The organism is Bacillus salacetis, from assembly GCF_049177075.1.
GTDB lineage: Bacteria > Bacillota > Bacilli > Bacillales > Bacillaceae_B > Rossellomorea > Rossellomorea salacetis_A.
The window spans coordinates 3,441,160-3,466,170 of the sequence record NZ_CP185377.1; the positions used below are offsets into that span (position 1 = coordinate 3,441,160).

The 25,011-nt window shown below is 43.5% G+C and carries 20 protein-coding genes and 1 other annotated feature; of the genes, 9 read left to right on the forward strand and 11 right to left on the reverse strand.

Annotation, left to right across the window (positions count from 1 at the left end; genetic code table 11):
* Positions 1-21: 21 nt before the first annotated feature.
* Positions 22-1,719 carry a septation ring formation regulator EzrA gene (ezrA, locus tag ACOJQI_RS17975; protein WP_421380513.1) on the reverse strand — a complete coding sequence of 566 codons (1,698 nt, stop codon included), beginning with the start codon at positions 1,717-1,719 and terminating at the stop codon, positions 22-24.
* A gap of 225 nt (positions 1,720-1,944) precedes the next feature.
* Here ezrA and hisJ point away from each other — a divergent pair, with 225 nt between their 5' ends.
* Complete coding sequence (gene hisJ, locus ACOJQI_RS17980; RefSeq protein WP_421380515.1) at positions 1,945-2,739, forward strand: histidinol-phosphatase HisJ; 795 nt, start codon at positions 1,945-1,947, stop codon at positions 2,737-2,739.
* Here the strand turns inward: hisJ and refZ are convergent.
* Entirely contained in the window at positions 2,731-3,378 is a 648-nt protein-coding gene (gene refZ, locus ACOJQI_RS17985) for a forespore capture DNA-binding protein RefZ (RefSeq protein ID WP_421380517.1), read from the reverse strand. The genes hisJ and refZ overlap by 9 nt on opposite strands.
* Positions 3,379-3,649: 271 nt before the next feature.
* On the opposite strand from refZ, the gene ACOJQI_RS17990 reads away from it, so the two are divergent.
* The gene (locus ACOJQI_RS17990) at positions 3,650-4,129 is read left to right on the forward strand and encodes a GAF domain-containing protein (RefSeq protein ID WP_421380519.1); all 480 of its coding nucleotides are present in this window, start codon (positions 3,650-3,652) and stop codon (positions 4,127-4,129) included.
* A 129-nt stretch (positions 4,130-4,258) separates the two neighbouring features.
* The gene (locus ACOJQI_RS17995; protein ID WP_421380522.1) at positions 4,259-4,768 is read left to right on the forward strand and encodes a cupin domain-containing protein; all 510 of its coding nucleotides are present in this window, start codon (positions 4,259-4,261) and stop codon (positions 4,766-4,768) included.
* 43 nt (positions 4,769-4,811) lie between these two features.
* Here the strand turns inward: ACOJQI_RS17995 and ACOJQI_RS18000 are convergent, their stop codons facing one another.
* The 3 genes from ACOJQI_RS18000 to ACOJQI_RS18010 form a co-directional block, all read right to left on the reverse strand.
* On the reverse strand, positions 4,812-6,347 hold the full coding sequence (locus ACOJQI_RS18000; RefSeq protein ID WP_421380524.1) for an FAD-dependent oxidoreductase: 1,536 nt from the start codon (positions 6,345-6,347) through the stop codon (positions 4,812-4,814).
* A gap of 509 nt (positions 6,348-6,856) precedes the next feature.
* Complete coding sequence (megL, locus tag ACOJQI_RS18005; RefSeq protein ID WP_421380527.1) at positions 6,857-8,044, reverse strand: methionine gamma-lyase; 1,188 nt, start codon at positions 8,042-8,044, stop codon at positions 6,857-6,859.
* Positions 8,045-8,288: 244 nt separating this feature from the next.
* Positions 8,289-10,184, reverse strand: a complete 1,896-nt coding sequence (locus tag ACOJQI_RS18010) for a sensor domain-containing diguanylate cyclase (protein WP_421380529.1) — start codon at positions 10,182-10,184, stop codon at positions 8,289-8,291.
* A 477-nt stretch (positions 10,185-10,661) separates the two neighbouring features.
* Between ACOJQI_RS18010 and rpsD the strand changes: the two genes are divergently transcribed.
* Positions 10,662-11,264, forward strand: a complete 603-nt coding sequence (gene rpsD, locus ACOJQI_RS18015) for a 30S ribosomal protein S4 (RefSeq protein WP_421380532.1) — start codon at positions 10,662-10,664, stop codon at positions 11,262-11,264.
* 67 nt (positions 11,265-11,331) lie between these two features.
* On the opposite strand, the gene ACOJQI_RS18020 is transcribed toward rpsD, so the two are convergent.
* Complete coding sequence (locus ACOJQI_RS18020; protein ID WP_421380535.1) at positions 11,332-11,568, reverse strand: hypothetical protein; 237 nt, start codon at positions 11,566-11,568, stop codon at positions 11,332-11,334.
* A gap of 136 nt (positions 11,569-11,704) precedes the next feature.
* Here ACOJQI_RS18020 and ACOJQI_RS18025 point away from each other — a divergent pair, with 136 nt between their 5' ends.
* Complete coding sequence (locus tag ACOJQI_RS18025; RefSeq protein ID WP_421380537.1) at positions 11,705-12,412, forward strand: TerC family protein; 708 nt, start codon at positions 11,705-11,707, stop codon at positions 12,410-12,412.
* Positions 12,413-12,507: 95 nt separating this feature from the next.
* Here ACOJQI_RS18025 and tyrS read toward each other — a convergent pair whose 3' ends face one another.
* Positions 12,508-13,770: a tyrosine--tRNA ligase gene (gene tyrS / locus ACOJQI_RS18030; protein WP_421380539.1), complete on the reverse strand. Its 1,263-nt coding sequence runs from the start codon at positions 13,768-13,770 to the stop codon at positions 12,508-12,510.
* A gap of 60 nt (positions 13,771-13,830) precedes the next feature.
* Positions 13,831-14,048 (reverse strand) — a binding site (T-box leader).
* Positions 14,049-14,265: 217 nt separating this feature from the next.
* On the opposite strand from tyrS, the gene ACOJQI_RS18035 reads away from it, so the two are divergent.
* Positions 14,266-17,226: a transglycosylase domain-containing protein gene (locus ACOJQI_RS18035; RefSeq protein ID WP_421380541.1), complete on the forward strand. Its 2,961-nt coding sequence runs from the start codon at positions 14,266-14,268 to the stop codon at positions 17,224-17,226.
* A gap of 103 nt (positions 17,227-17,329) precedes the next feature.
* Here ACOJQI_RS18035 and acsA read toward each other — a convergent pair whose 3' ends face one another.
* Complete coding sequence (gene acsA, locus ACOJQI_RS18040) at positions 17,330-19,048, reverse strand: acetate--CoA ligase (RefSeq protein ID WP_421380544.1); 1,719 nt, start codon at positions 19,046-19,048, stop codon at positions 17,330-17,332.
* A 235-nt stretch (positions 19,049-19,283) separates the two neighbouring features.
* Here acsA and ACOJQI_RS18045 point away from each other — a divergent pair, with 235 nt between their 5' ends.
* From ACOJQI_RS18045 to ACOJQI_RS18055, 3 genes are read left to right on the forward strand one after another with little or no spacing between them, the layout of a single operon-like run.
* Positions 19,284-19,916 (forward strand): GNAT family N-acetyltransferase, encoded by a 633-nt coding sequence (locus ACOJQI_RS18045; protein WP_421380546.1) that lies wholly within the window; start codon positions 19,284-19,286, stop codon positions 19,914-19,916.
* 27 nt (positions 19,917-19,943) lie between these two features.
* Positions 19,944-20,591, forward strand: a complete 648-nt coding sequence (locus ACOJQI_RS18050; RefSeq protein ID WP_421380548.1) for an acetoin utilization AcuB family protein — start codon at positions 19,944-19,946, stop codon at positions 20,589-20,591.
* Positions 20,588-21,769 (forward strand): acetoin utilization protein AcuC, encoded by a 1,182-nt coding sequence (locus tag ACOJQI_RS18055; protein ID WP_421380551.1) that lies wholly within the window; start codon positions 20,588-20,590, stop codon positions 21,767-21,769. Before ACOJQI_RS18050 ends, ACOJQI_RS18055 begins: the two co-directional genes overlap by 4 nt.
* A gap of 95 nt (positions 21,770-21,864) precedes the next feature.
* On the opposite strand, the gene ACOJQI_RS18060 is transcribed toward ACOJQI_RS18055, so the two are convergent.
* The 3 genes from ACOJQI_RS18060 to ACOJQI_RS18070 all read right to left on the reverse strand — a co-directional run bounded on the left by ACOJQI_RS18060 (position 21,865) and on the right by ACOJQI_RS18070 (position 24,934).
* Positions 21,865-22,431: a cysteine dioxygenase gene (locus ACOJQI_RS18060; protein WP_421380553.1), complete on the reverse strand. Its 567-nt coding sequence runs from the start codon at positions 22,429-22,431 to the stop codon at positions 21,865-21,867.
* 203 nt (positions 22,432-22,634) lie between these two features.
* On the reverse strand, positions 22,635-23,633 hold the full coding sequence (ccpA, locus tag ACOJQI_RS18065; protein ID WP_421380556.1) for a catabolite control protein A: 999 nt from the start codon (positions 23,631-23,633) through the stop codon (positions 22,635-22,637).
* A 236-nt stretch (positions 23,634-23,869) separates the two neighbouring features.
* Entirely contained in the window at positions 23,870-24,934 is a 1,065-nt protein-coding gene (locus tag ACOJQI_RS18070) for a bifunctional 3-deoxy-7-phosphoheptulonate synthase/chorismate mutase (RefSeq protein ID WP_421380558.1), read from the reverse strand.
* Positions 24,935-25,011 lie beyond the last annotated feature (77 nt).

A 25,011-nucleotide genomic window follows, 5' to 3' on the forward strand; every position in this document is an offset into this window, starting at 1 on the left:
ATCCAGCCGGGATCTTTTACTTTAATCATTCAATTCTTCATTGACGATCTCTTCAATTCTCTTAATGGCGCCAGGCTCTACTTCCTCAATGGCTGTAGCTGCCTGCTCCAGAGCCTCTCTATAATCAAAGCTTCTAAATGCAGATTCTGCCTTTTGCAATTTCTGCGACACATCGCCACTTCGGCTTCTGTAACGATTACCGTATTGGATGACTCTTTCTGCCAGCATGACTGTTTCAATTAAGTCTGTCGTCTTTTTATGGAAGTGGTCGACTGTGTCCACCGCTTTTTCCAAGTACTTTTGAACGACTGGCATGTTAAGCGGTTTTTCTTCAAGTGCCCTTACCACATCACTGATATTCTTATAGGCTTCCTCGAGAAGAGCGTTATAGTCGGTAGGCAGGCCCGGAATATTGCTTTTGGAGATCATCCGGCTTGCTTCACCGATTTTTTTCTTAAGTTCCGAAACCTTTTCCTTTGCTTCAATTTCTTCCTTTCGAAGGGTCTGAAGCTGCTCCGAAAACGTGTTTTGCTCACTCTGGATCAATTCAAGCTGCTGATTGATATCCTGAAGTTCCTCACTAAGGAATGTATAAGCGGATTCATTCTCTTCCACTTTTTCCTTGAGCTGCTGGAAACGTTTCAACAGTGTATTGATTTTCTTTTCCAACTGGACTGGAACCTGCAGGTCCTCATCCTTTAAATGATAACCCTGCTGCACAAATTCAGTTTCCTGCTTGATTTCTTTATTGACAGTCTTGAGAGTTTCAAGAAGCTCCGAAGATTTCCCCTCATTCTGCAGGACGAAATGTTTGGCCAAAACTTCCTTTTCAAGCATGTCATATAAATTTTCAACGCTTTGTTTGAGGCTGTCCACTTCTTCTGAAGCCTTTTCGGTTTGAAGTTTTTCCAGGGAGTCAAGGCATGCCGCAAGCTCTTCTCTCAATCTGGAGACTTCCGTACTGATGCCAAGGTGTTTCAACACGTATCCTTGAGACTCCATCTCCTTGAATCCCGCTTCTACTTCATTAAGTGAGTTCGGAAGAGCTGTTTGGCATTCTGTCAGCAAATCCGGTATCGTATCCATTTTCTTTACGATATCCTCGGTGTCTGCTGTCAGCCCCAGGACAATCTCCCTGGCATCAAGATAATTTCCTTCTTCTGTAAGAGTATTGAAGGCTTCGATTTTCTCTGCCATTTCATCCAGTTTTGCTTCAAGCCCATATGCTGACTTTCCATATGCATGACGGTGAGCAAGCAAAGTCTTCTTACTTTTTCGGAAGTCTTCCATCAGTTCTTCTATTTCAAGCCTGTTCTTCTCTTCACTTCCAACCAGTTCCTCGACTTCGGAATGGATCCTCTCCATCTTGTCTTCAGTCAGATTCAGAATTCCTTCAATCTTTGCGAGAACCTCTTTAGCGGCCCCAAAGCGAAACTTGTCAATCTTTTCTTCCGCTGTGAACAGCAGCTCTTCTACTTCTGGAAGATCAGCCGTAACAATGTCATCCCAGCCTTTACGCCACTTTTCAAAAAGCTCTTCTGTCTGGCCGGTCATGTTCAGCTGTTTTACTTTCGATAGTTCATCCAGAATTGGCCTGTTCATAATATCGACCTTCCACGATTCGAGCCGGTCAACATGATGATAATATTTTCTTCTTATAAAATAACCGATAATAAATAGAATAATTAAAAGTATAATTCCTCCGATGATAAATTCCATCGTAAGCCCCCTGCTTCTATAACTTGATCTGCTCTATGTAAAAACTGTAAAATCTCACATTATAGCTTTTATTATGATACCATGATAACGACATTTTTTGACGATTTATTTGCAATTTTTCCTCTTCAAATGGAATATTTATTATAAAAGTCTACCTATTTAATAAAAATATTGATATTTTACTATTATATATGGAAATGACAGTAAAAGGAAATGAGGGATTGGATGAAGATTGACGGCCATATTCACAGCCCTTACTGCCCGCACGGGACTAAGGATTCATTTTATGAATATATAAACAGAGCCATCGAGCTCGGGTATGAAGAAATAACGTTTACAGAACATGCACCCCTTCCAGAGGGGTTTGAAGACCCTGTACCGGATAAAGACAGCGGAATGAAGCTGGAATATTTGGAGGGGTATATCGCAGAGCTCACAGATCTCAAGAGGGAGTTCACTGACAAAATCACCATCAAAACGGGACTGGAAATTGATTATATTGAAGGATACGAAAAGCAGACAACTCAGTTTTTGGACAAGATCGGACCGCACCTTGATGACAGTCTGCTTTCCGTTCACTTTTTACTAAAAGAGGGAACTTATGACTGCCTGGATTTCAGCAGGGACAACTTTGGGAGAATGATTGAGTTCTACGGGGGCGTGGACGAAATCCACCGAACTTATTACAAAACGGTCCTGAAGTCCATAGAAGCAGACCTGGGAAAATTCAAACCCAACCGAATCGGCCATATCACACTTGCCGATAAGTTCAAGAAAGATTTTCCTCCAGCCGGCTCATTTGGGATTGAGATACAATCCATCCTTGACGAAGTGGCGAACCGCAAAATGGAACTTGATTATAACGGGGCAGGCTTTTTCAAGAAAGGATGCGGTGTTTCCTATCCGCCGCCGGGGATCGCCCAGCAAGCTATTGAAATGGGAATCCCTCTTGTTTATGGATCTGATGCTCATCAAGCAAAGGACTTGAATCAAGGCAGGGACCGCATGATTTTAAAATGAATTACTGAGCCGGTTCAGGCTGCCATTTAGCAGGCATTGATCAATCCACTGTTCCAGGGAAGTGAAGTAACGGTCGACAAAGTATTGCTCCTGCGGGAACACATGCCATACTTCCCTCAAGTATTGGCTGTTCAGGAACGGCATGGAGAGCATGGATTTCAACTGGATGATAAATATACTCACAGGCATGGATGTAAAGCGGTTTTGTTCTTTTCCCACCTCAAAAAACCGCTTCAGCAAGTAACGCTCTTTCATAAGGTAAGAGGAAATGATTTCACGCACAATTTGTGAATCGATGGAAACTTCTCTCCAGACAAAGCGGGAGAGAAGGTGGTTTTCACTTTGATACTGAAGGATATTATAGACAGCCCTTTTCAGGCATTCATCAGCAGGAGTAAAGTCCAATTTATCAGCCTCCGTCTCAAGGCACTCCAAATAAGATTCAAAAAAGCGTGTGAAACAGGATTCCAGCAGCCCCTGTTTGCCGTGAAAGTGGTATGAAATATTGGCAGCGTTAACGGATGCTTTTTTGGCGATATCCCTGACAGAAGTACCGTTGTATCCTTTCGTATTAAACAGCGAAACAGCAGATAAGAGAATATTTTCTTTAGTCAAGCCCTGTGCAGCTGATTTTGCCATGTTCTCACTACCTTTGAATTTATTAGTTGAATCACTTTTGAAAATGTGCTAAAAATGGTTCATCAGGATTGCCGCTAATCTAAGGGTCCGCTTTCAGGCAGCTCTTATTTTTTGAATAGATCTCTGTAAAGCGCTACCCGATTAATACATAAACATTCGGTGCCGCACCTGATATTCCTTTATGTATTTCTCGACACTTTCCTGCCAAACTTGCAGGAAATCGATGAATTTATGAATTTGAAATCACATTCTGTAGAAATGGGGGAGTTCCATGTTCCAAACATCTATGTACCAAGGTACACGCGAAGAAAATTATGACTTGGTCATCAAGCAGCTACATGCTCTTTTAGAGGGAGAAAGTAATCGTATTGCCAACTTAAGTAATGCTTCTGCATTGTTGAATCAATTTCTGGACCGCATTAACTGGGTTGGGTTTTATCTTATGGAAGATGGGGAACTTGTCCTCGGACCATTCCAGGGTCTGCCGGCATGTGTACGCATCAAAGTTGGAAGAGGAGTATGCGGTTCCGCTGTAAAAGACAAAAAAACCTATCTTGTTGAAGATGTTCATGCATTCCCCGGCCACATCGCCTGTGATGCAGCATCTCAATCCGAAATTGTTGTGCCGATGATGAAGGACGGAGAAGTAATCGGCGTACTTGATATCGACAGCCCTGAGAAAAGCAGATTTGATGACATGGATAAAGAAAAGCTTGAAGGGTTTGTTCAGGCTTTGATGCAATATATTTAATCGTTGAAGCCGGAAAAGATTTCCGGCTTTTTCTCTTTTTCATCCTTCCCCAGCCTTTCTGCGCCACAAGTTTACCCGGGTAGCACCAAGGGAATTCCTATGGATATAAGACTGTAAAGGAGGATGAACATGCAAAGCAAAGAACCCGAAACTTTATATTTTGAAGAGAGTGGATCAATCCCGAATAATCCTGATTTGCCAGTCCTTTTTTACAAGGGTGCTTTTAAGGATGACCCAGAAAAGGCAGAGAGTGTTTTCAACAGTCATAACTGGAGAAACAGCTGGCAGGGCGGGGTGTTTGATTACCATCATTTCCACAGCAACACCCATGAAGTACTTGGCGTGATCAGTGGTTCAGCAGAGATTATTGTCGGCGGGGAAAGCGGCAGGAAAGTCGAAGTTCATCCAGGGGATGTAATTGTTCTGCCAGCCGGCACGGGACATAAAAGGTTGACAGCAAGTGAAAACTTCAAAGTTGCCGGCGCCTATCCTGATGGAAAGGATCACAACTTGAAAACCGACCAGGACAATCAAAGGACACAGCTGCTAATCGAAATCAAGGAAGTTGAAATCCCTTCCCAGGATCCCGTCTACGGAGAAAGCGGTCCATTGCTTTCACTATGGAAAAAGGAACAGTAACAAACACACCCGAAAAGAATGAATCTTCTTTTCGGGTGTGTTATTATTCATAAATTTTTTTCAACGGTTTGACCGCCGGACCTTCAATGACATCTCCAGATGAGGAAAAACGGCTGCCGTGACACGGACAATCCCAGGATTTTTCAGCATTGTTCCACCCCAGCTCACATCCCATATGGGTACATGTCGTATCCACCACGGTGATCTCGCCACTTTCATTTCGATATGCCCCCGCTCTTTTTCCATCAACGGTAACGACACCACCTTCACCGTTCTCCAGCTCTTCCAGTTTTCTGTCATGCTTATCCAGTTTGCCTTTTACAAATTCTTTGGCTGCATTGGCGTTTTCCGTGACAAAGTTCTTTATGCTTGGGTTTGCGTTAAACCTTGAAGGAGAAAACAACTCCTGAAATCGGTTCTCTTTTTGAAGTACTAAATCGGATAATAACAGGGCGGCGGCTGTACCATTGGTCATTCCCCATTTCGCGTATCCTGTCGCAACCATGATGTTAGGCTGGTGTTCTGTTACAGGGCCTATATACGGCACTTTATCCAGTGTGGTCAAGTCCTGTGCAGACCAGCGATATGGATAGTCTTCTACTGAAAAATATCTTTCGGCAAAGTGTTTGAGATTCTGATAGTGTTCTTCTGTATTCCCGCCTTGCCCGGTTTTATGGCTGTCACCGCCGAACAGGATCATTTTGCTTCCGTTTGAATCAGCAGCATACCGGATGGATCTTTTAGGCTGGTCGGCACTCAGGTACATCCCGTCTGGAACTCGATCATCAGTTTTTGCTGCAAGAATATAGGACCTCTCAATATCAAGCCTCGAAAAATACAACCCCTTAAAATCATTGATTGGAAAATGTGTACTCACGATGACTTTTGGGGATGTCAGCTTACCTCCCTCTTCCGTCACCACTTCTGCAAGGTTATCTTCGGTAATTTTTGTTACTCTGGTCTGTTCATAAATCTTTCCGCCGTTTTTCTGGATTTCATCTAATAGCGGCATCAAAAATTTCACAGGATGAAATTGTGCCTGATTCGGCATTTTCAAGGCGGATGTTACCTGGAAAGGCAAGTCCGTTTCCGTTGTAAGTTCTCCCGGAATATCCAGTTTCCGATAAGCTTCTGCTTCCTTCTTTAATTTTTCTGCTCCTTGCTCGGTCTCAGCATAAACATAAGAAGGCTGTTTCGTAAATTCACAATCTATGTTTAATTCTTCTGTCAGTTTTTCTATAAAGTCTAATGCTTCGGTATTCGCATGATAATATTGAGATGCTTTTTCCTCTCCATGGTGTTTCATTAAGTCATCATATATCAGGCCATGCTGTGCTGCGATTTTTGCGGTTGTATAACCGGTGGTGCCATCGATGACCCTGCTTGCTTCCACAAGTGCAACCTTTTTCCCTTCACGCGAAAGTAAATAGGCAGCGATGATCCCTGTAATCCCTGCTCCGACAATGGTCACATCTGTCTCGTGTGTTTTATTTCCCAGTTTCTTAAAAACCAGTCCATTCTCTTCAGCAGCTTTCCGCCAGTAAGAATGGGACTCTTTCGGTATCTTTTGCTCCTTCATCTTGGCGTTACCTCCCCATCTTCTAATACAGGTTACTTACCCGAAATTCATCAGAAAATGCCTTTTGGTATGCTTTGAAGGATTTGCTTAAGAGTGCTTAAGGAGAGATTCTGTTTTTAACTTGGCTCTTACGAAAATATTGTGGATTTATACAGGGGTCGTTGATCTCCGCTGCAGCTGCACGACTCCGCGGGGCGGGCGGTGAGCCTCCTCGGCTGCGCCTGCGGGGTCTCACCTGTCCCGCTAGTCCCGCAGGAGATCGCACAGCTTCCGCTCCAATCAACTTGCGTTTATAAAAGGCAGCACCGTGGCTCAAATTAACAATCTTTTGGAAAAACCTTTCTCTGTGTTTGTACTCTTTTAAAGTAGTTAAAACATTATGCCCCTGTAAATTATATTAGTTTTTTCACACCACACCTTTTCTTGACCCTTAGGTTGTCCGAGTTTAGAATCCTCCCGGTATGCTGGACAAAGAAAAGACAGAACCGCTGGGGCTCTGTCTTTTCTGTTTATTTTATTCTGCTGAACGCCTGCATTAAGTCATCACGGATATCTTCCCATGCTTCAAGGCCTATTGAAAGCCTTAGCAGAGTATCCGTTATCCCCATCTTCTCTCTGGACTGTTCGGGAACAACAGCATGTGTCATGGTTGCCGGATGCTGGATTAGTGTTTCGGCATCTCCTAGACTTACCGCAATCTTTATCAGTTTTAACTCATTCATGAACTGCTGGGCAGTCTCTTTAGTCCCTTTAATGGTGAAAGCTATCAATCCGCCAGGTTTGCTCATTTGTTTTTTCATAGTTTCATAGTTAGGATTATCCGGATCGCCCGGGAAGAACATTTTATCCACTTGCGGCTGCTCTTTTAGGAAGGCGGCAATTTTCTCGGCGTTTTCACAATGGCGATCCATTCGGACCGGCAGCGTCTTTACGCCTCTCAATAACAGCCAGGCATCAAATGGGGAAATGACACCTCCGATATCCTTTTGAGTCGTCATCCTAATGTCATCCATCAATTCTTTTTTACCCACAACAATACCGGCGATGACATCCCCATGTCCGCAGATATATTTAGTGGCGCTGTGAATGATGACGTCACAACCTAAATCAAGTGGTTTTTGCAGGTATGGTGAAGAAAAGGTATTGTCCACTACGACAGGAATGCCTTTTTCCTTTGCAATACTTGCGACCATTTCAAGATCGATCAATTTCATTGTAGGGTTGATCGGCGTTTCCACATAGATACAGACAGTCTCCGGTTTAATGCTATTTCTTATCTCATCTTCACTGTCCATTGCTGAGAAGTCATGAGTGATGCCATACTTTTCTTCCATGAGGCTCAACAAACCGAATGTACAGCCATAAACCCCTTGCGAGCAGAGGATGTGATCATTGGCTTTTGTCATTGACAGCAGGACAGCAGAAACGGCAGCCATCCCAGAACCGAAAGCAAGGGCCGCTTCTCCATTTTCAAGTGATGCCATCCGCTCTTCCAGCATGGAAACGGTAGGATTTCCAAGACGTGAATAAATGTATCCCGCCTCTTCACCGGCAAACCTTCTTTCCCCCTGCTGGGCATCTTTAAAAGTGAAGGTGGAAGTTTGATAGAGTGGCGGCGCTAGACTGTCATTATATTCTACAGAATTGTACCCGTTATGAATTACTTTCGTTTCGAACCTTTCAAAGTCCTTCTTCATTTGTTTCTCCTCCTGTTATCTAATCCGAACTCGTAAGCTGTTCTATCTTATCTATCCCATTAGTACAGGTCTCTCCGATGCGACTTTATTCGCCCGGCCTATTTTCCTCATTAGAATTCATTAATAGCATATGACATTTCCTCTGAAAAAGAAAGCGTTTACATTCATTTTGATTTATGCTTCCTGTTTTGGGAGGAAACAAAAAAAAGACCTTGAAGCCAGAGGCATTTCAAAGTCTTTTTCATTATGAATGGATGATTGCCATCTGATTCTTTCCGTTATTTTTAGCATAATACATAGAGGTATCTGCCCTTTTCACCAAGTCCTTTACGTGGTCCTCACGGCCGCTCGTCCAACATGAGACTCCGCAGGATACGGTCACTGATGGATTTGTCATTGCAGGAATTTTTTCAACAATCCTTCTTCCGAACTCAAGGCCGGACTTCAAGTCTTTGTGAGGAAGGTAAACAGCAAGTTCTTCGCCTCCCCATCTGGCAGCAAAGCCAATTTCTTTCGATTCATGCATAATCGTATTGGCAACCTGAATAAGAACGTCATCCCCGGTCTGATGTCCATAAGTATCATTGATTTTCTTGAAATCATCGATATCCATCAGCAAAAGGGCCCCCTGCTTGTCATCCCTCATGGACCTGGCCATTTCCCCATCAAGGAAATTCCGTGAATAAAGCTGTGTTAAATGGTCCGTTACAACAAGCTTTTCCAACTTTTCACGCAGCATGGAATTAGTTAAAGCAAGCGTTGAATGATGGATGAAGGATTGCAGCAGTTTGTACATGTCAAAAGAAAAAGAATATGGATCTTTATGAAGGACAATACAAAAACCGATAATCGAATCATTCTGTACCATAGGGACCGCCATAAGGGAGAGATAGGATAACTCTTTCCCAAACTTACCGCTGAGATCCCCTATAAAGATAGCTTCTTTTTCTTTGATGATTTTCCGCTTCACATACTTTACATAAGATGCTCCTTCCAAACCATGAAAGAAGGCAGAGCTTTCTGGAAGGACCCTGGATTCTTCCCGTTCATCAATAAAAATGAAGCCGATAGAAGAAGCCTGGAAAGAACGTTTAATTTGCTTTTTCAAAAATGTAAGGGTTTCGGTCATTCGCAAATTTGAGTTCAGCCTGTGTGATGTCTCGTTTATCAGCTGCAGATCTGATATCAACCTTCTGGACTGCTGATAAAGTTTTGCATTTTCAAGTGCGCTCCCTGCGGTATAAGCAAGAAGGCGGATAAACTCCCGGTGGTTGTCCGGAAATCTGAATTGCCCTGCCGTGATTATCTCGAGTACCCCATATACTCCCTGCTTTCCTTTTAATGGAGCATATAGTGTCAGCTTTTGAGCGGCATGCTGAAATTCTGCCTCAAAGGTTCCATTGACAAAAGCCTGCATGGCTGCAGCAGTGGCATTATCGTAATCGAAATCCGAGATAGGAAGATTACCATGGTTTTTATCATTATCATTGGAAAGCAGCAGATGAAAATCATAATTTGGAAAAACCCTTGTCAACGTACTGACAATCTGTCCAAGTAGAATGTTGATATCCATCGAAGAATGGAATGCTTCATTGACTTTAAAGAGTTCACGGTAACGATGCTCCTCTTCAACAACTTGGTTGAAATAATGCATTTTCCTTAAATATGCACAGCTGTGGTCAGCAAAGCTCCGGAGACTGCTGCGCGACAATGGCGACTGAAGGCCGGAAATCAGGAGTACCCCAAAGAGATTGCCTGTTTGGCCGGCTAACCGAAAAGCAAGTTCGAATCTGCCAAAAATGGGATCGGCATTGAATCCTTTTGCAATTCCACCCTCTGCCCCTTCGAACATACGGTCAAAAACATCAGGAAAAAGAGTCAACGGATATTTGTCCAATGACAGGCTGTCAGTAAGCTGATAGCTGTTTTCCATCCACTGATAATATAGAACGGCATCCGCCTTCAATGAATGTTGTACAGCCTTTATCCAGGTGGAATGACAATCCCTGCAATGACTTTCATCTTCATTGAACTCCTCATTGACCAAGTCGAACAAGCGAGCTTTATAGTCATTCAGGAAGATTTGGTCTTTAGTCTCCAACCCGATCACCTGCGTATCCATCCGATCATCATTTACCATAGTATGTCCCTCTTATCTTCGCTTTCCTGATATATTCCCTTGGCGGTGGTCTCTTAACGTTTCATGATTATCCATGAATCCAATTGATTGGCTGCACGGATAATCATGAAAAGCAACTTCTTCATGTCATTCTATCAAATTAAATTATAGCATAAAAATCCAATTGATTCCTATGTATTATTCTAAATCCTCTGCTTTTATCAAAGCCCCATTAACGTTCACTCAAACAGTCGTTTTTTCAAAAAACCTAAATTGCCCTTGACTTAGTCCCATCAAAAACATATAATGTTCTTTGTGTAAAATAAAAGCAGCCTATGTGAAGTCCTTTATGCTGTATTTTGTTCCTCGCGAATGAGGTGTATCTTGTAACTCTCTGCTGCTGGAGCGAAGGTACATGAAAACATAATACCCATAATTGTTAATTCACACACGGTTTTTATTTTACAACAAAATAAAAACACGAAGGAGGAGTCTTTCATGGCTCGTTATACTGGCCCTAGCTGGAAATTATCCCGCCGTCTTGGAATCTCTCTAAGCGGTACAGGTAAAGAATTAGAAAAGCGTCCTTACGCTCCTGGACAACACGGTCCTAACCAACGCAAAAAAATCTCTGAATATGGTTTACAATTACAAGAGAAGCAAAAGCTTCGTCATATGTATGGAGTGACTGAGCGTCAATTCCGTAACCTATTCGACAGAGCTGGCAAAATGCAAGGTAAACACGGTGAAAACTTCATGGCACTTCTTGAAGCACGCCTTGATAACGTTGTTTATCGTCTTGGTTTGGCTCGTACTCGCCGTCAAGCACGCCAACTTGTTAACCACGGACACATCACTGTTGATGGATCTCGCGTAGATATCCCATCTTACCGTCTGCAAGCTGGTCAAACTATCGGTGTACGTGAAAAATCCCGCAACCTTGACATCATCAAAGAAGCTCTTGAAGTGAACAGCTTTGTTCCTGACTTCTTGACTTTCGATGCTGACAAGCTTGAAGGTTCTTTCACTCGCTTACCAGAGCGTTCTGAACTTCCAGCTGAAATTAACGAAGCACTTATCGTTGAGTTCTACTCTCGTTAATATTCTTCCAGAACCCTTTCCCGTTTGGGAAGGGGTTTTTTTGTTTGGTTGGGAGGAAATGCGAAGTTTAGATTGATGGAACGAACACACTATTCCATCTCTGGCTCTCTTTTTGCTCTTTTTTCTGATGGAATACAGCACCTTTTCCATCCCAAGTTCTCTTGCTGCTCTCTTTTAGATGGAATGCACCGCCTTTTCCATCTCTAGTTCTCTTGCTGCTCTCTTTTCTGATGGAATACACACGCTTTTCCATCCCTAATTCTCTTTCAACTCTTTTTCCAGATGAAATACACCGCTTTTCCATCTATAATTTCCCCTCTTCGTTATCTGTCCAAATCCAAAGTCACTTCTATTAAACCAAATATGATATAATAGATAGGTTGATATTTTTTACAAAAAACCATTTAATAGTTTTTCAGTTTAAAAGGAGGAACAGGTTTATGGACTTTCTGTTTTCCACAGGATTTATCATTTCTTCAGGTGCGATTCTTGCCCTGTTAAAAATTATCGCCATCGATATCATTTTGTCGGGTGACAACGCGATCGTCATTGCGATGGCAACAAAGAATCTTCCAAAGGAACTGCAGAACAAAGCGATTTTCTTTGGAACCGGAGGAGCTGTAATCCTTCGTATTCTGTTCGCTGCCGTTATTGTTTACTTGCTTCAGATTCCTTATGTACATCTTTTCGGAGGACTTCTGCTTCTGTGGATTGCTTATAAAGTTCTTGTAGAAGAAGAAGAGGATGCCAACATTAAGTCTCACACTGGACTTAGACAAGCAGTCACAACCATAATCATCGCAGATGCCGTGATGAGCCTTGATAATGTCGTGGCTGTTGCGGGTGCTGCCCATGGCCATATCGGAATGATTGCCCTTGGTGTTCTGATCAGTATCCCAATCATGATTTTCGGATCAAAGGCAATTGTTAGACTACTGGAGAAATATCGCTGGATTGCTTATATCGGTTCTGGGATCCTGGCGTGGACAGCCGGTGAAATGGTGATGGCGGATAAACAGTTCTTGAACTTGATTCATCTTTCACACAGCCCTTACACCTACCTGATCATTGCCGCCCTTACTGTTGTAGTTCTGGGTGCCGGTTTCCTGACAAACAAGAAACAGCATGATAGTGTACAAGCTCATTAAGAAAGACTAACACAAACAGCTTCAGCAGATCGACATCCCCTGAAGCTGCAAATACAAAAAAGGTGCTTAGCGATAAGCACCTTTTTTCTATGTTCTTATGAATATTGAATCATGAAATATTTCTTTTTCCCTCTTCTGATGATCGTGAATTGGTCATCGATCCTGTCACTATCGGACATGACATGCTGCAGGTCCGTTGTACGGTCACCGTTAATGTAGATGGCGCCATTTCCGATATCTTCTCTCGCCTGTCTTTTAGAAGGGGCAATTTTAGTGTTCACCAGAAGGTCCACTAAATTGATTTCCTCGTCTTTAGACTGTGTAAAAGATGGAACATCCTTGAAGCCCTGCTTGATTTCTGCAGAAGACAATTCCTTGATGTTGCCGCTGAAAAGAGCTTCAGTGATCTTGATTGCCTGCGCAAGAGCATCTTCCCCATGGATAAGCTTTGTCATTTCCTCTGCCAAAGCCTTTTGAGCTTTGCGCAGATGAGGTTCAGTTTCTACTGTTTCAGCTAATGCTTCGATTTCTTCATGTGAAAGGAATGTAAAGTATTTAAGGTATTTAATCACATCAGCATCCGCTGTATTGATCCAGAATTGGTAAAACTCGTAAGGAGACGTTTTTTCAGGATCAAGCCAGATTGCACCGCTCTCTGTTTTACCGAATTTAGTACCGTCCGCTTTAGTGACAAGCGGAATCGTGAATCCAAATGCTTTAGATTCTTCTTCCCTTGTGCGGCGGATCAGTTCAAGTCCTGTCGTAATATTGCCCCACTGGTCGCTTCCGCCGATTTGAAGCTTACAGTTATAGTTTTCATACAGATGGTTGAAATCCATAGCCTGTAAGATCGTATATGTAAACTCAGTGTAGGAAATACCTGTTTCCAAGCGGGATGCAATGGTATCTTTTGCAAGCATATAGTTCACACCGATATGCTTACCGAAGTCACGAAGGAATGTCACCATGTCCATCGGTCCGATCCAGTCAAAGTTGTTGACCATGACAGCGCCATTTTCACCTTCAAAATCAAAGATGCTTTTCAGCTGATTCTTGATGCTTTCTGCATTATACTGAATCGACTCAACGGTCTGCAGCTTGCGTTCTTCACTCTTACCGCTCGGATCTCCAATCAGCCCCGTGGCTCCTCCTACCAGCACCAATGGACGATGTCCATGATTTTGGAAGCGTCTCAGTGTTAAAAATGGCAGTAAATGACCGATATGCATACTGTCTGCAGTAGGATCGATCCCGCAGTAGATCGAAATCTTTTCTTTGTCTAAAAGGTTCTTCAGTCCCTCTTCATCTGTTTGTTGATACGTTATGCCGCGCCACTCTAAATCTTTCAATAATTCCATTTTATCTTCCTCCTGGTTTTTTATAAGGCAGAAAACCCCACAAAAAAACGTCCCTGCCAATGCAGGGACGTTTTACACGCGGTACCACCCAACTTAAGGACACAAGTATCCTCCACTTGATAATGTAACGGTTTTCCCGTTTGCTGCTAATGAACCGGTGTCTTTCACAGCAAAAGCTCAAGGAGGTAATTCATCACGTTATGTATGTCAGTTTGCACCACCCACTGACTCTCTGGAATAGGGATAACGGGACTACTTGTTCCTGTCGAAGCCATTTCGTTATAAAAATTTATTTCAGATATACTTTTTTTATCATAGTTTTAGGGCCTTTGTCAATTTGAGCCCCGTATTATTCCCCTGAAGGTAAAAAATACCTTTCCCTGTCATCCCCTATTCTTCCCGTGCTGTAAGACTGTCTCTCTGTAAATTCCTTATTGTGGTCTTCACATGGTCGAATTATGCTATAATATAGATGATTTTAGGAGGAGTGTATATATGAAGGAAAAATTTCAATCTCTACTGCAGCGGTCTCAGCCTGTCATCAAGTTCTTTACTAACAATAGATTGTTAAAACGTGCCAGAATCACCTATGGAGTTCTATGGAATTTATTATTGATATTAATTGTGGTGGCTGTTCTGGGCACAGCATTCGCTGGCGGGGTCGGGGCCGGTTATTTTGCCTCCTTGGTAAAAGAAGAACCGATTCGCCCATATGAAAACATGAAACAGGATATTTATAATTATGAGGAGACCTCCCAGCTCTATTTTGCCAATGATGTCTATCTCGGTAAAATGAGGACCGACTTGGAGCGTGAAGAGGTAAACATTGATGAGGTATCGGAAAACTTGATCAATGCCATCATCGCAACTGAGGATGAATATTTCAAAGAGCACAATGGGGTTGTGCCGAAAGCAATCCTGCGTGCAATCGTCCAGGAATTCACCAATTCGGCTACCCAGTCCGGGGGAAGCACACTTACTCAGCAGCTGATCAAGAACCAAATCCTTACAAACGAAGTATCCTTTGACCGGAAAGCAAAAGAAATCCTTTTGGCTTTGAGGTTGGAACGCTTCTTTGAAAAAGATGAAATCCTTGAAGCATACTTAAATGTAGCAACACTCGGCCGTAATTCCTCAGGAAGAAATATTGCGGGAGTCAAGTCTGCAGCAAAAGGAATTTTCGGTGTGGAACCGAAAGACCTTACATTGCCTCAGGCAGCCTTTATCGCAGGTCTGCCACAGGCACCATTTGCCTACACTCCTTTTACCAATGGAGGGGAAATCAAAGAAAACCTTGAACCGGGACTTACCAGAATGCAGACTGTGCTGTACCGCATGTTTGAGGAAGGCTATATTACTGAAAAAGAATATGAAACTGCCTCCAATTATGATATTTCAAAAGATTTCATCGGGCCTAAGCCTTCAGTCAATGACAATTACCCTTGGCTGACTGCTGAAATTGAAAGCCGTGCCAAGGAAATCATTTCTAAAATCCTCGCTGAAAAAGATGGATACTCTGAAGATGACCTTGCGAATAACGATGAATTATATGAGAAATATACAACACTCGCTGACCGTGAAATGAGACAGCGCGGATACCATATCCACTCGACGGTCAACAAAGAAATTTACGACAGTATGCAAAAGACAAAAGATGCATACGAAATGTACGGACAAGAACTAACCAGCACCAAAATCGATCCTGAAACAGGTGAAGAAGTTGAAGTACCGAACCCTGTCCAGGTCGGTGCAATCATGATTGAGAACAAATCCGGTAAAATCATCAGCTTCGTCGGCGGACGTGATTTCAAACAGGAACAGCTTAACCATGCCACTCAGTCCATCCGCCAGAATGGATCGACGATGAAGCCGCTTCTTGTATATGCACCGGCACTTGAGTTCGGTGAAATCGGACCGGGTACTCCGCTTCCGGATGTTGAAATGTCCATCATGGCAGGGAACGGAGTTATGTGGAATCCGCAGAACTATTCGTTTAATTATAATGGTTTGATTCCTGCCAGATATGCGTTGGCAGAATCCTTGAATATTCCTGCAGCCCGCCTATATACACGGATTTTCAACAAACAGCCGATTCAGTTCCTTGAAAAAATGGGCTTCTCCACACTGACAAGCGGCGAAAAAGAGAACTATGCTCTTGCCCTTGGAGGAATGAAGCGCGGAGTTACCCTTGAAGAAAATACAAACGCCTATACAACATTTGCTAACGGCGGTAAGTTCATCGATGCGTATATGATCGAAAAGATTGTAGACAAAGATGGCAATACGATTTTCCAGCATGAAATTGAGCCTGTGGATGTATTCAGTCCGCAAACAGCTTATCTAACCATTGATATGATGAGGGACACCCTTGACCACTATGCAGGAACGGGACGTTACGCGAAGCGGTTCCTTAACTTCTCTTCCGATTGGGCAGGTAAATCAGGAACCACTCAGGACTACAAGGACCACTGGTTCATCGCATCAAATCCAAGCATTACTTTCGGTACATGGTTCGGATATGATGATCCTAAATCAATGTACAGAGCCATGGAAACCTACGGACATTATGGTTTAAGAAACATACGTTTATGGTCTTACTTCCTGAATGATGCGCATGACCTTGCACCGGATTTAATCGATCCTGAAGCATCATTCCAGGCTCCAGAAGGTATCGTAACCAGATCTTTCTGTGGTATTTCAGGCCTGCTTCCTTCAGAGGCATGCAGCCAGGCCGGATTGGTGAAGAGCGACCTGTTCAATGCACAATATGTTCCAAACAAAACGGACGACAGTCTTTTAAGCAGCCGTTATGTGATGATAAACGGCAAGAAGTATTTGGCTCTGGACTCCACTCCAGCTGAGTTCTCACAGCCGGGAGTCATATTGAACCCTGACTTCGTTGAGAATATCCTGAATGGCATCAAGGCCGATCCAAGACAGTTGATTCCGGCTGACTCGGAAAAGTATAAGAATATCCTTGTTGCTGAAAACAAGATAGAAGATGATGGGGCAGCACCTGGAACAGTCAAGGCCAGCGCTTCCGGCAATAAAGTAACCTGGACTGCATCAGCAAGCAACGATGTCGTCGGTTACAGAGTCTTTACAGTAAGCGGACAAAAAGTAGCAAGCATCAAATCTGATGAAAACCTGGTCTCCACTCTCGGTGACGGTGAATACTATGTCGTTGCGGTGGATGTGGCCGGCAAACAGTCAGGTAAATCGAATACGGTACGAATTGGAAAAGAAAAAGAGGAACCAAAACCTCCTAAAGAGGATAAGCCAAAACCGGATAAACCCGAAGAGCCAAAACCAGACACTGGTGACTCCGGCGGCGGTTCAGGCCAGGGAGACGGCAGCGCTGACTCCGGAAACGGCGGAGGAGTCACTGATTCTGATTCAGATTCAGGCACCGGCAACAACTCAGGTTCTGGAGGAAACAATAACAGTCAAGGATAATAATTTGAAAGAGGTGCTCCGCATAGCGGAACACCTCTTTTTCTATACCGCATTAACATCACAAAAAAACCGCCCAGATTACTGAGCGGTTTCGCTTTTTAAATCAATCTTCCATTGTAGAAAGGTCGCCAGTTGGAAGGTCAAGTTCCCACGCTTTCAACACGCGACGCATGATTTTACCACTGCGTGTTTTTGGAAGTTTATCTTTGAACTCGATCTCCCGAGGTGCTGCATGGGCAGCCAAACCTTTTTTCACAAATTGGCGGATTTCCTCTTTCAGTTCATCCGTTACTTCGTATCCTTCACGCAATGCAACGAATGCCTTGATGATTTCCCCGCGAACCGGATCCGGTTTCCCGATGACACCAGCTTCGGCAACTGCAGGATGTTCAACCAATTTGCTTTCCACTTCGAATGGTCCTACCCTTTCTCCGGAAGTCATGATGACATCATCGATACGGCCTTGGAACCAGAAGTATCCGTCCTCATCCATGTAGGCGGAATCACCTGAAACATACCAGTCACCAGGCATGAAGTAGGAATCATACTTTTGTTCGTTTTTCCAGATGGCGTTCATCATGGACGGCCATCCACGCTTGATCGCAAGGTTCCCCATTCTATATGGAGGAAGCTCATTCCCCTGGTCGTCGACGATAGCCGCTTGGATGCCAGGAATCGGTTTCCCCATGGAGCCTGGCTTGATTTCCATGCAAGGATAGTTACAAATCACCTGTCCGCCGGTTTCTGTCATCCACCATGTATCATGGATGCGGAGATTGAACACCTTCATACCCCAGCGGATAACTTCAGGGTTCAAAGGCTCGCCGACACTCAGGATATGTCTAAGGCTGCTTAGATCAAATTGTTTAACGACCTCATCCCCTGCTCCCATCAGCATCCTGAAAGCTGTGGGTGCACTGTACCAAACAGTAACGCCGTATTTTTGGATCGTGCTATACCATTTTTCCGGCTTGAATCTGCCGCCCGCGATGATGTTTGAAGCACCTGTGAGCCACGGACCGAAGATTCCATAGGAAGTTCCCGTTACCCATCCTGGATCTGCTGTACACCAATATACATCTTCCTCTTGGAGATCCAAAACCCATTTGGCTGTCTGATAATGCTGAAGCATCGCGTTATGGACATGAAGGACACCCTTAGGTTTGCCTGTGGAGCCGGAAGTGTAATGGAGAATCATGCCGTCGGACAATTCCACCCACTCTACATCAAGCTTATCGCTCGCATCCTCAAATCGTGTAAGGAAATCAACGTATTTCCCTTTTTCTTCTACATCATTTCCGACAAGGAATACATGCTCGAGTGCAGGCAGTTCATCAACCGGAACCCTTTCAAGCAGTTCAGGCGTAGTTACCAGGACTTTCGCTTCACTGTCTTCAAGACGGTCCCTTACAGCACCTTCCATGAACGCTTCGAACAATGGTCCTACAATGGCGCCCAGCTTCAGTGCTCCAAGAACAGTAAAGTATAGCTCCGGTGATCTTGGCATAAAGATGAACACCCTGTCTCCTTTTTCCACATCACCATATGTTTTCAGGACGTTACCTGCTTTGTTTGTCAGGTTCTTCATTTCCCTGAAGGTATACTTTTCATCTCTGCTGTCATCAGTATAATACAGTGCCACTTTATTTTTCCTGAAGGATTCTGCATGGCGGTCGATTGCTTCATGCGCAATATTCACACGGCCTGTTTCATTCCAGGAAAAGTTCTTTTTCGTTTCATTCCAATCGAAATCCTTGTAGGTATCTTCGTAACTGGAAAGGTTATAGTTTCCTTGGGTTACTGGCAGCGCTTCCAACTTCATTCGAGCGATTCCTCCTTATGTAAGAATTTACTATATTATTATATTACAAAAATCTATTTTTCTCAATTTTAAAAATTGTTCGATTTTTGGTTTTTGTTATAATATTGGTATGAGAAGTTCTTCTCCAATATGTAAAGTTTCATAAAAAGGCTTTAATAGAGCGCTTGAGGCTTCTATTTTCTCTGCTTGTTTTATGTCATAATGACTATGGATATTATTTCGAGGCGGTGACAAAATGAACCACCAAAAAACGTATAACGCAATGGAACTGAAAACACCAAAAGGAAATATCATCATTGAAGGGCCTGTTCCCGTAAATGAATTGGTAGATTTAGAGTTCCATGAAGATTTGACGGCCTTCCGCACACCTGAAAAACAGCATAAGGCCCTTGTGGAAATAGCTGGACTGCCGGAAGGACGAATCATCATAGCCAGGGAAGATAACATCATTGTCGGCTATGTTACATATCTGTACCCTGATCCGCTTGAACGTTGGTCACAGGGCAATATGGAAGAATTGATTGAACTCGGTGCAATCGAGGTCATCCCAAAGTTCAGGGGAGCTTCGGTCGGCAAGAATTTACTGAGGGTGTCGATGATGGACGATGCCATGGAAGACTATATCATTATTACAACTGAATATTATTGGCACTGGGATTTGAAAGGCACCGGCCTTAATGTTTGGGAATACCGAAAGATCATGGAAAAGATGATGAATGCAGGCGGGTTGGAATATTATGCGACGGACGACCCTGAGATCAGTTCACACCCGGCCAACTGCCTGATGGCCAGAATCGGAAAAAGAATCGAAAGTGATTCTGTCCAACAGTTTGACAGATTGAGATTCATGAACCGCTATATGTATTAATGACTCTCTCAAAGGGGATGGAAAACCATGATAGTAGAAGAAATCATGAAAACAGAAGTAGAGACACTAAGAGCAGATGATACGATAGAACAGGCGATCAAAACCCTGCGGGACAAGAAAATAAGGCATATTCCTATTGTCGATGACAACATGGAGGTCATCGGTATCGTCAGTGACCGGGATGTGAAAGATGGAACTCCCTCTATCTTTCAAAAGGATAAAGCTGAGGAAGAACTTCAAAACCCTTTGAAGCTGATTATGAAAACAAATGTCATCACAGGACACCCGCTGGACTTTGTCGAGGAAGCGGCTGCCCTGTTTTATGAACACCATATTGGCTGCCTGCCGATTGTCAAAGAAAATAAATTGGTCGGCATCATTACAGAAACGGACCTCCTCTATACACTGATCCAATTGACTGGGGCACACCAGCCCGGGTCTCAAATTGAAGTGAAAGTGGAAAACCGTTCGGGTGTTTTATATGAAGTGGCAGGTATCATCCGGAATCATAATGCAAATATACACAGTGTCCTTGTCTATCCTGACAGAAAAAATGAAAAATATAAGATACTTGTCTTCAGAGTACGGACAATCAATCCGATGGCCGTGATTGACGATTTAAAGAAAGAAGGGTATGAAGTGCTCTGGCCTAACATGCCCGGGATGTCATCATGACGAAGGAAGCCGTATTTGTCTATTCTGATAAGCTATTAGACTACCGTTTTTCCGACAACCACCCGTTCAATCAATTCAGGCTCAAGTTGACAATCGATTTACTTAAAGAAACGGGAGCATTGAAAGAAGACGATATAGTTGAACCAAGGATGGCTTCTGATGAAGAGCTCCACCTGATTCATGATCCATCTTTCGTAAGCGCTGTCAAAGCGGCGGGAAGCGGAAATCTCCCTCCCGACAAAGCCGAAAGCTATGGGATCGGAACGGAAGACACCCCTATTTTTAAAGGAATGCATGAAGCCAGTTCCCTTATGGTGGGAGGCACGCTTACAGCAGTCGACTGGGTAATGGAAGGAAAATCAAAACATGCTGCCCATTTTGGTGGCGGTCTGCATCACGGGTTCAAAGGAAAGGCCTCTGGGTTCTGCATATATAATGACAGCTCTGTAGCTATTAAATACATGCAGGAGAAGTATGGGGCCAGAGTATTGTATATAGATACAGATGCTCACCATGGCGACGGAGTGCAGTGGTCATTCTATGATGATCCGGATGTCTGCACCCTGTCCATTCATGAAACCGGACGGTATCTGTTTCCCGGGACCGGGAATATCAATGAACGGGGGCATGGAAAAGGCTATGGATACTCCTTTAATATCCCGCTGGATGCTTTTACAGAAGATGACTCCTGGCTTCAGGCCTATGAAACTTCCTTCAGGGAAGTCATAAAATTCTTCAAGCCGGACGTCATTCTATCCCAGAACGGTACGGATGCACACTATTACGACCCGCTGACACACTTGTCTTCCACCATGAAGATTTATAGGGAAATTCCCAGAATCACACATGAACTTGCCCATCAATACTGTGACGGCCGGTGGATTGCTGTTGGCGGAGGCGGATATGATATTTGGCGGGTCGTCCCTCGTGCCTGGAGTCTCTTGTGGATGGAAATGATAGAACGCAATGAAAGCCTCTCTCATTTTCCAAAAGTTTGGACAGAACGATGGCAGGAAAAAGCTCCCGTCACTCTTCCGGCAAGCTGGGATGATCCTCCGGGGATATACCCCGAAATCCCCCGGAAGCCGGAAATCACGGAAAAGAATGCCCAGACAGTTGAAAAAGCACTATATCAATTGAGACAGCAGCAGAATAATAACAAAACTTCTGCTCAATAAATAACTGCTGCTTATGAGACAATGTAAAAGATAAAGACCCGTCACTCATGACGGGTCTTCTTCCTTCACACCTGAAATACATTTCCATTTCCAAATTATTTCACCCTGTTTTTCTCTAACCTTATTTCCTTCACTTTTTGTCTCGTTTCCTCGGGCCACCAGGCTCCGCAATCGTCAGATACGATGCAGGCCGCACATTTCTCCAGGTCATATACTTTCATTCCGCTGATCGGAGGAGAGTATAAATGGAGAGTAACCAAGTCCCTGCCACCGCCTGCCTTCATTTTATGGACGCCTCTTTTCGGTGCATAAAAGCATTTTCCTTGATGGTGCTTCTCTTCAAACAGCTCTGAAGGCCAGCCTTTTTCATCCACCTCAAAAACGGCATTGACCGATGTACCCTTCATTACTTGAATCCACCCTTGCGATTCTCCATGATCATGTGGAGCACATTCAAGCTGTGACCAGTTCATGACCAGGACCTCCACCTCTTCATTTTGATACAGAAGCTTTCTATAGTACGGCCGCCCATTGGCAGGCTCCAAAAAATCCACTAAATCCTCCAGCGCCAGGTCAAGATTTACGAGAGTCTCCTTAAGGTCTTCCTTTGACGGTGCTTGCATTGAATCAAGAAGCTCCCTAGCCTTTTGTTTCAGCATCATGATTCTCCCCCATTCATGATTTGTGGAAACTATCTGTCGACTCCTTTATAGTTATGATGCTTGAAATGATTTATGAAAAAAAAAATTTTATATAGAGTATTAAACTATATAGCCTTCGAAAAGCAATAAAAAAATGACGCATGGCACCCACACGTCATTTCTAATGAAAAACCACTTAAGCAGAAGACTTTTCAACAAGTATTTTATTTGGTTGAACCCCGTTCTTCAATCCGGTGAGGAAGGACAACAATATGCTCATCCACTTTTTCTTTATTCATATATTTCGTCAGCAGGCGCATCGCTACAGCCCCGATATCATATAAAGGCTGGACAATCGATGTCAATTGAGGACGGACCATTAAAGCAAGCCGTGTATTGTCAAAGCTGATGACTTCTGCTTCTTCAGGAATATTTACACCTGCATCCTGGGCTCCATGAACAACACCAAGTGCCATTTCATCATTTCCTGAAAATACGGCAGTCGGCTTATCTTTCAGTTCACTCAATTTCTGCCAAGCTTCAAGCCCGGAATCATATGTATAATCCCCTTCAATCACAAGTTCTTCATCATAGTCGATTCCCGCTTCTTCCAATGCTTGTTTATAACCAGGAAGTTTTGCTTCATTGTTGATCTTGTCATGGAATGGACCGCTGACATATGCAACCTTTTTATGGCCTTTATCAATCAGTTCTTTAACTGCATCATATGCCGCAGCTTGATAATCAATATTAACGGATGGAGTCTTTTGAGAATCTTCGACAGTGCCTGCCAATACGATAGGGACAGGGGACATTTCAAACTCCCTTACATGCTCCTCTGTGATGTTTCCGCCCATGAACACGATCCCGTCAACCTGTTTTCCAAGCATGGTATTCAAGAGGTGCAATTCTTTCTCAGTGTTCTGATCGGAATTGCTGAGGATGATGTTATATTTATACATCGTTGCAATATCTTCGATTCCCCGGGCAAGTTCTGCAAAAAAGATATTGGAGATATCCGGTATGATGACCCCGACAGTGGTCGTTTTTTTGCTGGCAAGACCCCTTGCCACTGCGTTTGGCCTGTAACCAAGTCTCTCGATGACCTCGACTACTTTTTTCCTTGTTGCCGGTTTCACATTTGGATTTCCGTTTACTACCCTGGAAACGGTAGCCATGGAAACATTCGCTTCCCTGGCTACATCATATATCGTTACATTCATGGAATCCACTCCTTCGATTTCGTTTTAGCTGATTGTCCTTATTTTACACTAATTATCCATCTTTAAAAAATGCTGTGAAAATCTTTTCATGTCCATTGTATGAAATATAGATATATCATACTTGAGCAAGGGCTTAACTGCAAAGAATCTACTTTTAACCCTACCCTAATTGAAGCTTTTTGAAAATAATTTCCACAAAAAATGGCCATCGATGAGATGACCAATCAAGGCGGAACTTATTTACCGCCAGTTAATTCAGAAAAGAAATGATCAAACTGTTCTAAATTCATTTGCTGGGCAGCATCAGAAAGGGCCACAGCCGGGTCAGGGTGGACCTCCGCCATTACGCCGTCAGCTCCAATGGCAAGTGCTGCTTTTGCAGCAGGCAGCAGCAGGTCGCGACGTCCTGTAGAGTGAGTGACATCAACAAATACAGGAAGATGTGTTTCCTGTTTCAGAATTGGCACCGCAGAAATATCAAGGGTGTTTCTTGTCGCGCGTTCATATGTTCTTATGCCTCTTTCACAGAGAATGATGTCACCATTCCCTTGGGAAATGATATATTCAGCGGCATTCATGAATTCCTCCAATGTCGCAGATAGTCCCCTTTTCAATAGAACAGGTTTTCTTGCAGCACCCGCAGCTTTTAATAATTCAAAGTTCTGCATATTTCGGGCACCGATCTGAATGATATCCACATATTCAGATGCAGGTTCGATATCGGCTGGATTAACGATTTCACTGACAACTGCCAGATTATGTTCATCTGCAGCTTTTCTTAAGATTTTTAATCCTTCAAGTCCCAGCCCCTGGAAGTCATATGGAGATGTACGAGGTTTAAAAGCGCCCCCGCGGATAAGGTTCAATCCTTTTCCTCTGATAGCACTTGCAACCTCTGAGACCTGCTCGTAGGACTCTACTGCACATGGTCCAAAGATAAAGTGAGGATTTCCGTCACCAATGTCTTCTCCATTCACTCTGACAATCGTATCACTCGGCTTTTTCTTCCTTGATACTAGAAGCTCCTTGCGGTGGCTGTCCTGAAGCAAGTCCAGTCCGGCTTTGAAAATCTCTTTAAATATATGTTCAATCGTGGTGTTGTCAAAAGGGCCGTCATTGTTGGCAATGATGTTGTTCAGCATATCTCTTTCACGGACAGGATCAAAGCGGCTCGTTCCCTGCTTCTCTTTTACCCTGCCGATTTCCTGTACGAGACGGGCACGTTCATTGATGCTTTCCAATAACTTCAGGTTTATCTCATCGACCTGGCTTCTCAGCTGGTCGAGCTCTTTATTACTCACAACCAAACATCCTCTCTGCATTGACATCCTTTTATTTTGAAATTCCAACACTGCATGACTTTTTTCTACAAAAGTAT

Bases quoted from the DNA above. Each gene is read 5' to 3' on its own strand.
- ezrA (WP_421380513.1), bottom strand. From the start codon at position 1,719: ATGGAATTTATCATCGGAGGAATTATACTTTTAATTATTCTATTTATT.
- hisJ (WP_421380515.1), top strand. From the start codon at position 1,945: ATGAAGATTGACGGCCATATTCACAGCCCTTACTGCCCGCACGGGACT.
- refZ (WP_421380517.1), bottom strand. From the start codon at position 3,378: ATGGCAAAATCAGCTGCACAGGGCTTGACTAAAGAAAATATTCTCTTA.
- ACOJQI_RS17990 (WP_421380519.1), top strand. From the start codon at position 3,650: ATGTTCCAAACATCTATGTACCAAGGTACACGCGAAGAAAATTATGAC.
- ACOJQI_RS17995 (WP_421380522.1), top strand. From the start codon at position 4,259: ATGCAAAGCAAAGAACCCGAAACTTTATATTTTGAAGAGAGTGGATCA.
- ACOJQI_RS18000 (WP_421380524.1), bottom strand. From the start codon at position 6,347: ATGAAGGAGCAAAAGATACCGAAAGAGTCCCATTCTTACTGGCGGAAA.
- megL (WP_421380527.1), bottom strand. From the start codon at position 8,044: ATGAAGAAGGACTTTGAAAGGTTCGAAACGAAAGTAATTCATAACGGG.
- ACOJQI_RS18010 (WP_421380529.1), bottom strand. From the start codon at position 10,184: ATGGTAAATGATGATCGGATGGATACGCAGGTGATCGGGTTGGAGACT.
- rpsD (WP_421380532.1), top strand. From the start codon at position 10,662: ATGGCTCGTTATACTGGCCCTAGCTGGAAATTATCCCGCCGTCTTGGA.
- ACOJQI_RS18020 (WP_421380535.1), bottom strand. From the start codon at position 11,568: ATGGAAAAGCGGTGTATTTCATCTGGAAAAAGAGTTGAAAGAGAATTA.
- ACOJQI_RS18025 (WP_421380537.1), top strand. From the start codon at position 11,705: ATGGACTTTCTGTTTTCCACAGGATTTATCATTTCTTCAGGTGCGATT.
- tyrS (WP_421380539.1), bottom strand. From the start codon at position 13,770: ATGGAATTATTGAAAGATTTAGAGTGGCGCGGCATAACGTATCAACAA.
- ACOJQI_RS18035 (WP_421380541.1), top strand. From the start codon at position 14,266: ATGAAGGAAAAATTTCAATCTCTACTGCAGCGGTCTCAGCCTGTCATC.
- acsA (WP_421380544.1), bottom strand. From the start codon at position 19,048: ATGAAGTTGGAAGCGCTGCCAGTAACCCAAGGAAACTATAACCTTTCC.
- ACOJQI_RS18045 (WP_421380546.1), top strand. From the start codon at position 19,284: ATGAACCACCAAAAAACGTATAACGCAATGGAACTGAAAACACCAAAA.
- ACOJQI_RS18050 (WP_421380548.1), top strand. From the start codon at position 19,944: ATGATAGTAGAAGAAATCATGAAAACAGAAGTAGAGACACTAAGAGCA.
- ACOJQI_RS18055 (WP_421380551.1), top strand. From the start codon at position 20,588: ATGACGAAGGAAGCCGTATTTGTCTATTCTGATAAGCTATTAGACTAC.
- ACOJQI_RS18060 (WP_421380553.1), bottom strand. From the start codon at position 22,431: ATGATGCTGAAACAAAAGGCTAGGGAGCTTCTTGATTCAATGCAAGCA.
- ccpA (WP_421380556.1), bottom strand. From the start codon at position 23,633: ATGAATGTAACGATATATGATGTAGCCAGGGAAGCGAATGTTTCCATG.